This window comes from Streptomyces sp. NPDC015125, from assembly GCF_043080045.1.
Classification (GTDB): Bacteria; Actinomycetota; Actinomycetes; order Streptomycetales; family Streptomycetaceae; genus Streptomyces.
Genome location: NZ_JBIBVF010000015.1, coordinates 200,107 through 210,813, shown reverse-complemented (window position 1 = coordinate 210,813; position 10,707 = coordinate 200,107). Strand labels below are relative to the sequence as shown.

At 69.6% G+C, this 10,707-nt stretch carries 10 protein-coding genes; 9 read left to right on the top strand and 1 reads right to left on the bottom strand.

Features of this window, described 5'->3' with window-relative positions:
* Positions 1-159: 159 nt before the first annotated feature.
* Entirely contained in the window at positions 160-1,146 is a 987-nt protein-coding gene (locus ACF088_RS27735) for a TauD/TfdA family dioxygenase (RefSeq protein WP_392378563.1), read from the bottom strand.
* A gap of 394 nt (positions 1,147-1,540) precedes the next feature.
* Between ACF088_RS27735 and ACF088_RS27730 the strand changes: the two genes are divergently transcribed.
* The 9 genes from ACF088_RS27730 to rfbC all read left to right on the top strand — a co-directional run bounded on the left by ACF088_RS27730 (position 1,541) and on the right by rfbC (position 10,697).
* Entirely contained in the window at positions 1,541-2,770 is a 1,230-nt protein-coding gene (locus ACF088_RS27730; RefSeq protein ID WP_392378562.1) for a methyltransferase domain-containing protein, read from the top strand.
* 41 nt (positions 2,771-2,811) lie between these two features.
* Positions 2,812-3,684, top strand: coding sequence for a glucose-1-phosphate thymidylyltransferase RfbA (rfbA, locus tag ACF088_RS27725; RefSeq protein WP_392378574.1), 873 nt, complete (start codon positions 2,812-2,814; stop codon positions 3,682-3,684).
* Between the two features lie 23 nt (positions 3,685-3,707).
* Positions 3,708-4,832: an AMP-binding protein gene (locus ACF088_RS27720; RefSeq protein ID WP_392378561.1), complete on the top strand. Its 1,125-nt coding sequence runs from the start codon at positions 3,708-3,710 to the stop codon at positions 4,830-4,832.
* Positions 4,829-6,349, top strand: coding sequence for a histidine ammonia-lyase (gene hutH, locus ACF088_RS27715; RefSeq protein ID WP_392378560.1), 1,521 nt, complete (start codon positions 4,829-4,831; stop codon positions 6,347-6,349). Before ACF088_RS27720 ends, hutH begins: the two co-directional genes overlap by 4 nt.
* Positions 6,350-6,437: 88 nt before the next feature.
* Positions 6,438-7,397 carry an LLM class F420-dependent oxidoreductase gene (locus ACF088_RS27710; protein WP_392378559.1) on the top strand — a complete coding sequence of 320 codons (960 nt, stop codon included), beginning with the start codon at positions 6,438-6,440 and terminating at the stop codon, positions 7,395-7,397.
* Between the two features lie 4 nt (positions 7,398-7,401).
* Positions 7,402-8,088 carry a 4'-phosphopantetheinyl transferase gene (locus tag ACF088_RS27705; RefSeq protein ID WP_392378558.1) on the top strand — a complete coding sequence of 229 codons (687 nt, stop codon included), beginning with the start codon at positions 7,402-7,404 and terminating at the stop codon, positions 8,086-8,088.
* 58 nt (positions 8,089-8,146) lie between these two features.
* Positions 8,147-9,133 carry a dTDP-glucose 4,6-dehydratase gene (rfbB, locus tag ACF088_RS27700; RefSeq protein WP_392378557.1) on the top strand — a complete coding sequence of 329 codons (987 nt, stop codon included), beginning with the start codon at positions 8,147-8,149 and terminating at the stop codon, positions 9,131-9,133.
* A 23-nt stretch (positions 9,134-9,156) separates the two neighbouring features.
* Complete coding sequence (gene rfbD / locus ACF088_RS27695; RefSeq protein WP_392378573.1) at positions 9,157-10,119, top strand: dTDP-4-dehydrorhamnose reductase; 963 nt, start codon at positions 9,157-9,159, stop codon at positions 10,117-10,119.
* Complete coding sequence (rfbC, locus tag ACF088_RS27690) at positions 10,101-10,697, top strand: dTDP-4-dehydrorhamnose 3,5-epimerase (protein WP_392378556.1); 597 nt, start codon at positions 10,101-10,103, stop codon at positions 10,695-10,697. The genes rfbD and rfbC overlap by 19 nt, the downstream gene beginning before the upstream one ends.
* The last annotated feature ends 10 nt before the right edge of the window (positions 10,698-10,707 follow it).

Genomic DNA, 10,707 nt, shown 5'->3' with positions numbered 1-10,707 from the left:
GCTACGAGAAGACCGCAACCATCTACCTGGCCGGCCTCCACATCGCAGGCATCTTCCTCTGGTCAGCCCGATGATCCAAACGAAACTGCCTAGGCGCTGACAGCCCACGGGCCTCGCCGATCACTTGACGTCGGCGAGGCCCGTGACAAAGCGGGACGATCAGTCCAGGACACTTCCCCCGCCCGGCCGGCAGGCACGGGAGCGACGGTGGTCCGCAACGGCGTAGACCCGGTGCAACCAGCGATCCGTGCCGTCGTAGCGGGGAGCGAAGGACGTCCGGCCGTGCACCGTGAGGCGGTTGTCGACCACGGCCAGATCGCCGGCGGAGAGGGCGAGGGCGTGGGTGGTCCGCTCGAAAGCGGTGCGCAGTTCCTCCATGGCCCGCCGGGCCCCGTCGTCGAGCGGGTGGGTACTCGCGAAATCGACCAGCACATCGGGGTCTTCGGGGGCGCCCCGCAGGATCGGGTGGACCGGAGGGGGGACGCTCCCGGAACCGCCGAACGACGGCGGCGGCTCGGTCATGAAGCGCTGCTCGGACAAGGCCTGCCTGGCCTCCCGAGACAGCATCGGCAGCGCCCGGCGGATGGATGCGGTGCACAGCCTGGCGTCGCCCGTCGGGTCCTCGCGCACACACAACAGGCCGACGTAGTCGGGGCGGTTGTGGTGAAAGGCGTTCTCGGTGTGCAGCTGCAGGCGCACCGAGCCGGCGTTGCTCTGCTGCCGCTCCCGGCCCGGCACCGGCACGACGTCCTGGACGAGGGCGCCGGACTTCTCGCTCCGATAGGCGATCACCTCGCCGAGCTGGAGCATGACCGCGGCCATCGCCGCTGCGGCCGTGGACGCGGTCCGCTGCACGGAGCCCGGCCTGGTGGGGGTGGCGGGCAGTCCTTCGGGGACGGGCAGGTTACGGACCAGCAGTACGCCTTCGGGCCCGGCGTTGTGCCGGAACTCCCGTGTCGCGGACAACAGTTGACGGGGCAACCGCACGGAGACGTCACGGGCCGCCGCGAGCCACTCGGCGCTGTCCACCACACCGGACGCCCTGCGGCCGAGTTCCCCGGCCAGGAGGGCGACCTCTTCGCGCTCCGGGTCGGTGAGCACCACCGCCGTGTCGGTCAGGGCAGGGGGAGAGCTTGTCTCTGTCATGGTCACATGCCTTATCGCTGAAGCCGCGCGAGAGGGCCGCCGGCGCGGCCGGCGGTGGCCTTGCACAGGATTTCTTGGGCATGCCCGCGATTTCCGCGGGACGCCTCTTGCGGTCCGCACAGATGTACTGGGACGCGGCAAGGCTAATCACTTCCGATCCGGCAGAACAGAGGGAAATTGCAAACTGCGCGCAGGCGCGTCCGACGCCGCCGGAAAGTCATGGGACGGCCGCGGTTTCTGTCCCGCCAGCGAGACAGCGGACAATCCGAACTCTTCCGTCCGTGCCGGTTTCTGAGGCAGACTCACCGGCAACCGCTTCGAACGGTGACCGGTGTTCACGCCGAAGTGTCCGTATTCCAGTATTTGGCCGTCGGTCGGCCTTCCAGGAGCATGTATGTCGAGCAAGTTCCAATGCCGTATCTGTGCCGCTCCGGTACAGGAATTCTTCGACTTCGGCCGCCAGCCTCTGTCGGACGCATTCCTTGCCCCGGACACGGATCTCACCAAGGAGTTCTTCTTCCGGCTGGCCGTCGGCGTGTGCGAGTCGTGCACCATGGTGCAGCTGGTGGAAGAGGTCCCGCGGGACCGCATGTTCCATGAGGCGTACCCGTATCACTCCTCCGGTTCGGCTTATATGCGGGAGCACTTCGAAAATCTCGCCAAGCGGCTGTTGTCCACGGAACTCACCGCGGACGACCCGTTCCTCGTCGAACTGGGCTGCAACGACGGTGTGATGCTCAAGGCGATCGCCGACAACGGTGTGCGGCACCTGGGCGTCGAGCCGTCCGGAGGCGTGGCGGACGTCGCCGCGGCCAAGGGCGTGCGGGTCCGTAAGTCGTTCTTCGAGGAGTCCACGGCGCAGGAGATCGTTGCCTCGGACGGCCGGGCGGATGTGATTTACGCCGCCAACACCCTGTGCCACATCCCGTACATGAGCTCGATCCTGACGGGTGTGCGCACGCTGCTGAAGCCGTCCGGCGTGTTCGTCTTCGAGGATCCTTACCTCGGCGACATCGTCGAGCGCACCTCGTTCGACCAGATCTACGACGAGCACTTCTACTTTTTCACCGCGCGGTCCGTGCAGGAGATGGCACGGCGCAACGGGCTGGAGCTGGTGGACGTCGAACGGCTCACCGTGCACGGCGGCGAGGTGCGCTACACCCTGGCCCCCGCCGGGCAGCGCGAGCCGTCCGAGGCGGTGGCCGAGCTGGTCGCCGAGGAGGAGCGGCGCAAGCTCGCCGACCCGGTCACCCTGCGGAAGTTCGGCGAGAGCGTCCAAAAGATCCGCGAGGACCTGACGGCGCTGCTGAAGCAACTGCGCGACGAGGGCAAGACGGTGGCCGGCTACGGCGCGACGGCCAAGAGCGCCACGGTGACGAACCTCTGCGGTATCGGGCCCGACCTCGTCCCGTTCATCTGCGACACCACCCCCGCCAAACAGGGCCGGCTCAGCCCGGGTACCCACATTCCCGTCAAGGCGCCGGAAGCGTTCTCCACCGCGTACCCGGACTACGCCCTGCTCTTCGCCTGGAATCACGCGCAGGAAATCATGGAGAAGGAACGGGAATTCCGTGACGCCGGAGGGAAGTGGATTCTCTACGTGCCCGAGGTACATGTCCTGTGATCGCCTTTCTGGCGCATCGGCCTTGATGAATGGGGAGTGTGTTGAAGGGAATTCTTCTAGCCGGCGGCAGCGGAACTCGGCTGTACCCCTCTACCCTGGCGACGTCCAAGCAGTTGCTCGCGGTCTATGACAAGCCCTTGGTCTATCACCCGCTGTCCGTGCTGATGCTGGCCGGAATCCGGGAAATATTGGTGATCTCGACGCCGTCCAGCATTCCCGCGCTGCAGTCGCTGCTGGGGGACGGTTCGCACCTGGGACTCACCATCACCTATGCCGAGCAGCAGGCCCCCCGGGGCATCGCGGAAGCACTCATCATCGGCGAGAAGCACATCGGCAACGACCCCTTCGCGCTGATCCTCGGTGACAATGTCTTCCACGGCGCCGGATTCCCCAGGATTCTGCGAGCGGCTCGTGACGGACTGGACGGCTGCGCGCTCTTCGGGTATCCGGTCTCCGACCCCGAGCGCTATGGCATCGGTGAGACCGACGCCGAGGGAAACCTGGTCTCGCTGGAGGAGAAGCCGGTCAACCCGCGTTCCAGCAACGCCATCACCGGTCTCTACTTCTACTCTCCGGACGCGGTGGAGATCGCCCGGCAGCTCACCCCCTCGGTGCGCGGCGAACTGGAGATCACGGACGTCAATCTCGCCTACCTGAAGCAGGGCCGGGCCCGGCTCATCCGGTTGGGACGCGGTTTCACCTGGCTCGACGCGGGCACCCACGATTCGCTCCTGGCGGCCAGCCAGTACGTCCACGTCATCGAAACGCGTCAGGGCGTCCGGGTGGCCTGCGTCGAGGAAATCGCGCTGCGCATGGGGTACATCGACGCGGAGCACTGCCACCGCCTCGGCACGCGGATGCAGAACTCGGAATACGGCCAGTACCTCATACAGGTCGCCGAGTTGGCCGCCTGATGATGTCCCCACAGGGAGTTTGAGTGGCTTACCAAGAGCTGACCCCGGAGCAGTTGCTGTCACCGGGGATCGGTGCGGCGGAGGTCACCGACCGCGCCTGGTGCGTGCGCTGGGACACCGCACCGGGCGCCGACGAGCTGGTGCTCGGCGCCCTGCCGCCGGCCCTGGGCTTCCACACCTCGGGGAGCACCGGCCCGGCCCGCCGCTGGCAGCACCGCCGCGACGACGCCTGGCGGGAGGCGGGCATGCTCGCCGACTTCGTCCGGCAGGACGAGCCGGGGGCGGTGGTCTCCTTCGCCCCGCCGGTCCACGTGTACGGCACGCTGGCCACCCTGCTGCTACCCGCCAAGCTCGGCGTCCCGGTCTGGTACCGGCCGGCCTACATCGGCGCGATGCCGGACACCGGGCAGCGCCGGATCGTCGTCGTCGCCACGCCGTGGATCTTCTCCCTCCTGCTGCGGCACCTGGACTGGGTCCGCTCCTTCGAGCACCTCACCGTCCTGTACAGCAGCGCGATGCTCCCGGCCGATGCGGGTGCCTTCCTCGAAGCGGCCGGTCCCCGACGCGCGGCCATCGTGGAACTGCTCGGCTCGACGGAGACCGGCGGCATCGCCATGCGCCGCTGGCGCGAGGGCGAGCCGCCCGCGTGGACCCTCTTCCCGGACGTCAGTCTCGCCGCCGCCGACGTCGACGGTTCCGAGGACGGTACGGCGGTGCCGCTGGTGATCCGCAGTCCGCGCCTCGCCCACCGTCCCGGCGAGCCCGTGCCGCAGGAATGGCGTACGGGAGATCTTGTGGAACCGCTGGACGAGCGCACCTTCAGGCTCCTCGGCCGCATCGGCCGCCTCGTGAAGGTGAACGGGCGGCGGATCAACCTCGACGAGGCGGAGCATGCGCTGCGCGCCACGCTCGACTGCGCCGACCTGGGGCTCATGGCCGTGAACGCCCCCATGATCGGCGAGCATATCGACCTCTACGTCGTGCCCCGGCCCGGGACCGGACCGGACGGCATCGATCTGGCTCCGGTGCGCGCGATCCTGGGCGTCCGCCCCCGGAGAGTGCACATGGTGCCCAGCCTCAGCCGGTCCGCGACGGGCAAGTTGCAGCACCTTTCGACCTCACACACCGACTCAGGGATAGCAACGTGACACGAACCCCCACGACGGCTGACGGCGCCACCACGGACATGCCCAGCCTCGATGCCATAGTCGAAGCCGCCTCCTGGACCGCGAAGCTCGGCCCGCTCGCTGACGCGGACGTGGCCCGCATGCGCGAGAGCGGCGCCACCGTCGACACGTATCTGGCCGAGGGCAAGCCCGTGTACGGGCTGACACAGGGATTCGGGCCGCTGGTCACGTACTCCTCCACCTCCGAGATGGAGCAGGGAAGTTCGCTCATCTCCCACCTGGGTACCGCACAGGGCCAACCGCTCGGCCCCGAAGCCTCCCGGCTGGTCTTCTGGCTCCGGCTCAACAGCATGCGCAAGGGCTTCTCCGCCGTCTCGCCGAGCTTCTGGCAGCGCCTGGCCGATCTGTGGAACGCCGGCTTCACCCCGGTGATCCCGCGGGACGGCACGGTCAGTGCGAGCGGCGATCTGCAGCCGCTGGCGCACGTGGCGCTGGCGTGTGCGGGCTACGGCGAGGCGTGGGTGCGCGACGCGCAGGGCACGTGGTCCCCGCGTCCGGCTTCCCAGGCCCTCGCCGAGCTGGGCACCGAACCGCTGGAATGGCCGGTCCGCGAGGCATTGGCCTTTGTCAACGGGACCGGTGTCAGCCTCGCCGTCGCCATCCTCAACCAGCGCTCCGCCGTCCGGCTCACACGAGCCGTCGCGACGCTCACCGCCCGGCTGACGGTGCTGCTCGGCGGCAACGCGGAGCACTACGACGAAGGGGTCGGCCAGGCGCGGAACCAGGCGGGACAGCTGCTCGTGGCACGCTGGATCCGGCAGGACGTGCCCGAGGACCACAGGCGAGACGAGCGCCGGCCGCTGCAGGAGCCCTACAGCCTGCGCTGCGCCCCGCAGGTCCTGGGCGCCGTGCTGGACCAGCTCACCATGGCCGGAGAGATCCTGCTGCGCGAGGCGAACGGTGTCACCGACAACCCCCTCACCCACGAGGGCCGGGTGCTGCACGCCGGCAACTTCCACGCCATGCCGGTCGGCTTCGCATCGGAGCAGACCGGGCTCGCCCTGCACATGGCCGCATATCTGGCGGAGCGGCAGCTCGGCCTGGTGGTCAATCCCACCACCAACGGCGACCTGCCGATCATGCTCACGCCCCGGGCCGGCCGCGGTTGCGGACTGGCCGGGGTGCAGATCAGTGCCACCTCCTTCATCTCGCGGATCCGGCAGTTGGTCACCCCCGCGTCGCTGACGACGCTGCCGACCAACGGATGGAACCAGGACCACGTACCGATGGCGCTCAACGGCGCGAACGGTGTCGGCGAGGCCCTGGACCTGGGCTGGCTCGCCGTGGGTTCGCTCGCCCTGGGCGCGGCCCAGCTGGCCGTGATGACCGAGGACGCTCCGGAGCCCGCCGGGGTGTGGGCGGAACTTGCCGGAGTCTCCCCGGCACTGGAAGCCGACCGGCCGATGGCGGTCGAAGTGCGGGCGGCCGCCGAGCTGTTCCGCAGCCATGCGCACGCCCTGCTGGCCGACGTCGGCTGACGGACACAGCGGGCGCCGTGGCCCCGGCCGGCCCGCCCAGGGCGCCCGCTTCGTTTTGGATACCGCCGAGGAGACTGGAGACCACGCGATGACCCGATGGGGGATCACCCTCCCGCTGACCGGTGTGCCCCTGCCGGCGCACCGCGAGCTTGTCGAGCGGCTTCCCGACCTCGGCTACACCGACGTGTGGACGGCCGAGACCTCGGGCACCGACGCGTTCTCACCCCTGGTGCTGGCCTCGCAGTGGTCGTCCGGCCTGCGGCTGGGTACCGCCATCGCCCCGGTGTTCACCCGCGGCCCGGCCCTTCTGGCGATGACCGCCGCGGCCGCCGCCGACTGCGCGCCCGGCCGGTTCGCGCTGGGCATCGGCGCTTCCTCCCCCGGTGTCGTACGGGACTGGAACGGCATGGAGCACACCCGCCCCTACGCGCGTACTCGCGACACCCTGCGGTTCCTGCGCTCCGCCTTCGAAGGGAAGGTGGTGAACGCGCAGTACCCCACCTTCTCGGTCCGCGGATTCCGGCTGGAGCGGCCGCCGGCTTCGCCCCCGCCCCTCCTGCTGGCCGCGCTGCGCCCCCGTATGCTGCACCTCGCCGCCGCCGAGGCGGATGGTGCCATCACCAACTGGCTGGCTCCCGCCGATGTGCCGAAGATCAGGGCCGAGGTCGGCCCCGGGACCGAACTCGTCGCCCCGGTCTTCGTGTGCCTCACCGACGACGCCAGGGAAGCCCGCCGCCTGGGCCGGATGATGATCAGCAGCTATCTCACCGTGCCTGCGTACCGGGCGTTCCAGGACTGGCTCGGCCGTACCGAACCGCTCGCCGCGATGCACCGGGCCTGGGACGCGGGCGACCGCTGGCGCGCGCTCATGGCCGTTCCGGACGAGGTGGTCGACGAACTGGTCGTGCACGGCAGCGCGGAGGAATGCCGCGCACGGATCCGCGCCTACACGGCCAACGGGCTCGACACCCCCGTGATCGCCTTGCTGCCCACCGACGGCGGTGACCCCGTCGGGCAGGTCGAAGCCCTCGCGCCGTGCCAGGACTGACGGCGTGATCGCGCGGATACTGCCGGGCTGCGTCGCGGCGGCGGAGTCCTACGGCGACGAACCGGCCGCCGCATTGTTCCCCGAGGAGAGCCGGCTGACGGCCACCATGTCCGACGTACGCCGCCGCGAGTTCGCCACCGTGCGGCACTGCGCCCGGCGCGCGGCACTGCGCCTCGGCGTTCCGCCGGCTCCTTTGCTGCCGGGGCCGAGGGGCGCGCCGCAGTGGCCCCACGGCGTCGTCGGCAGCATGACGCACTGCCGCGGCTACCGCGCCGCCGCCCTGGCCCGTGGCGACCACGTGCGGGGCGTGGGCATCGACGCCGAGCCCCATCAGGCGCTGCCGGAGGGCATGTTGGACCGCATCGCACTGCCCGGGGAGCAGGAGCAGCAGCGTGAGCTGCGGCGGCTGAACGGCAGCGTGTGCTGGGACCGACTGCTGTTCTGCGCCAAGGAGGCCGTCTACAAGGTGTGGTCACCGCTGACCCGCGCGTGGCTGGGCTTCCACGAGGCCTCGATCAGCATCGTGCCGGACGGCGGCACCGGGGCGGGCACGTTCCGCGTGCGCGTGCTCCGGGCCGTGCCGGAGGGGGCCGACGGCGAGGTCCCGACGGTGCTCCGAGGAAGGTGGCTCGCCAACCGCCAACTGCTGCTCGCCGCGATTGTCGTACCCCGTAACCCAGCCACCCCGTAACTCCAGCCCACCAGCACACCGGCCCGTGCCGGCGATCACAGCAAGGTGCGAATTCCTTATGGCGACCCGGATACTCGTGACCGGGGGAGCCGGCTTCATCGGCTCCCACTACGTACGCACGCTGCTCGGCCCGCAGGGGCCCGGCGACGTGTCCGTCACCGTGCTCGACAAGCTCACCTACGCGGGCAACCCCGCCAACCTCGACGAGGTACGCGGGCATCCGCGTTTCACCTTTCGCCAAGGCGACATCTGCGACATCGCGACCGTGCGCGAGCTGATGGCGGAACACGACCAGGTGGTGCACTTCGCCGCGGAGTCGCATGTGGACCGGTCGATCGACGGCGGCGACGAGTTCATCCACACGAACGTCCTCGGCACCCACACCCTTGTCCACGCCGCCCACTCGGCCGGGGTCGGCACCTTCGTCCAGATCTCCACCGACGAGGTGTACGGCTCGATCGACCAGGGTTCCTGGCCCGAGACCCACCCGCTGCGCCCCAGCTCGCCGTACTCCTCGGCCAAAGCGGCCGGGGACCTGGTGGCGCTGTCGTACCACCACACCCATGGCCTGGACGTGCGCGTCACCCGGTGTTCGAACAACTACGGGCACCACCACTTCCCCGAAAAGGCCATCCCGCTCTTCATCACCCACCTGCTCGACGGCAAGAGGATCCCGCTCTACGGGGACGGCTCCCACATCCGGGACTGGCTGCACATCGACGATCACGTACAGGGCATCGAGCTCGTGCGCACCCGGGGCCGGGCCGGGGAGATCTACAACATCGGGGGCGGCACCGAGCTGTCCAACAGGGAGCTCACCGAGATGCTGCTCGGGGAACTGGGCGCGGACTGGGACACCGATGTGCAGCAGGTGGCGGACCGCAAGGGCCATGACCGCCGTTACTCCGTCGACTGCACCAAGATCAGTGAAGAGCTGGGCTACACCCCGCGTGTGCCGTTCGACAAGGGACTCGCCGAGACCGTGCAGTGGTACCGCGACAACCGTGCCTGGTGGGAGCCCTTGAAGGCGCGAGCGGCACTGTGACGGCACCCGAAGCGCGGCCCTGGATGGTGACCGGCGCCCAGGGCATGCTTGCCCGGGCCCTCCTCGGCCACCTGGCCGGCGCCGGCATCACCGCCGTCGCGGCCGGTCGCGGTGACCTGGACATCACCGACCGAAAGGCCTTGCAGGGGGCCTTCGCCGTGCATCCGCCCGCCGTGGTGATCAACTGCGCCGCGTGGACCGCGGTGGACGCCGCCGAGGAACAAGAGGCCGGGGCTCTCGCGGTCAATGGGACCGGCGCGCGCCTGCTGGCCGAGGTGTGCCGCGCGTCGGGGAGTGTCCTGCTGCAGATATCGACGGACTACGTATTCGACGGGTGCGCCCGCGAGCCGTACCCGGAGCACGCCCCGACCGGCCCCCGAAGCGCATACGGCCGCACCAAGCTGGCGGGTGAACGGGCGGTGCTGCACACGCTGCCGGACACCGGCTATGTCGTGCGAACGTCCTGGCTGTACGGGATGGGCGGGAACAGTTTCGTACGCACCGTGATCGGGCTGGAGCGCGAGCGGGAAACCCTTGAGGTGGTCGACGATCAGTGGGGCCAGCCGACCTGGACGGTCGATCTCGCCGCGCAGTTGGTCCAGTTGGGGCAGGGGGCGCTCGCCGGCACCGCTCCGGCGGGGGTGTACCACGGCAGCAACGGCGGTGCGACCACGTGGTTCGCCTTCTGCCGGGAGATCTTCCGTCTGCTCGGCGCGGACCCCGAGCGGGTGCGCCCCCTCTCCAGCGACCGCTACGCCCGCCCGGCGCCCCGGCCTGCCTACAGCGTGCTCGGCCACGGCCGCTGGCATGCGGCGGGCATGGCACCACTCAGGCACTGGCCCGCGGCACTGGCCGAGGCACTCCCCGCGATGCGGCACCGTCCGGCAGAAGAACCCGCAGGACCGGCCGGAGGACCAGCAGCTCCGGCCGAGACATCCGAGACCATGCGCGAGGAAGCCGAGATTACATGCGACCGCTGTCCATAGAAGGCGCCTGGATCCACGAACCCGAAGTCTTCGCCGACGACCGGGGAAGCTTTCACGAGTGGTTCAGGAAAGATGCCTTCCGCACGGCCACCGGACAGGAACTCCCCCTGGCCCAGGCCAATCTCTCCGTATCCCGCCACGGCGCCCTGCGCGGCATTCATTTCGCGCAGGCCCCTCCGGGGCAGGCGAAGTACATCACGTGTGTACGCGGTGCCATCCTTGATGTCGTCGTCGACGTCCGGACGGGCTCTCCGACGTTCCGGCAGTGGGAGACGGCACGCCTCGACGACAGCAACAACCGTGCCGTGTATATCTCCGAGGGACTGGGCCACGCCTTCATCGCGCTCACCGATGAGGCGACCGTGGTCTACCTGTGCTCCGAGGGCTACGCCCCCGAGCGTGAACACGGCATTCACCCACTGGACCCGGACCTCGCCATCGGCTGGCCCACCGGCATCACGCCCGTGCTGTCTCCGAAGGACGCACAGGCCCCCGCCTTCGCCGAGGTGCACCGGCAGGGACTGCTGCCCTCCTACGACACCTGCGCAGACCTCCGGAACCGGCTCCGCCGCAACTGAATTCAGCATG

Bases quoted from the DNA above. Each gene is read 5' to 3' on its own strand.
- ACF088_RS27735 (WP_392378563.1), bottom strand. From the start codon at position 1,146: ATGACAGAGACAAGCTCTCCCCCTGCCCTGACCGACACGGCGGTGGTG.
- rfbB (WP_392378557.1), top strand. From the start codon at position 8,147: ATGGCGACCCGGATACTCGTGACCGGGGGAGCCGGCTTCATCGGCTCC.
- ACF088_RS27730 (WP_392378562.1), top strand. From the start codon at position 1,541: ATGTCGAGCAAGTTCCAATGCCGTATCTGTGCCGCTCCGGTACAGGAA.
- ACF088_RS27710 (WP_392378559.1), top strand. From the start codon at position 6,438: ATGACCCGATGGGGGATCACCCTCCCGCTGACCGGTGTGCCCCTGCCG.
- rfbC (WP_392378556.1), top strand. From the start codon at position 10,101: ATGCGACCGCTGTCCATAGAAGGCGCCTGGATCCACGAACCCGAAGTC.
- rfbD (WP_392378573.1), top strand. From the start codon at position 9,157: ATGGTGACCGGCGCCCAGGGCATGCTTGCCCGGGCCCTCCTCGGCCAC.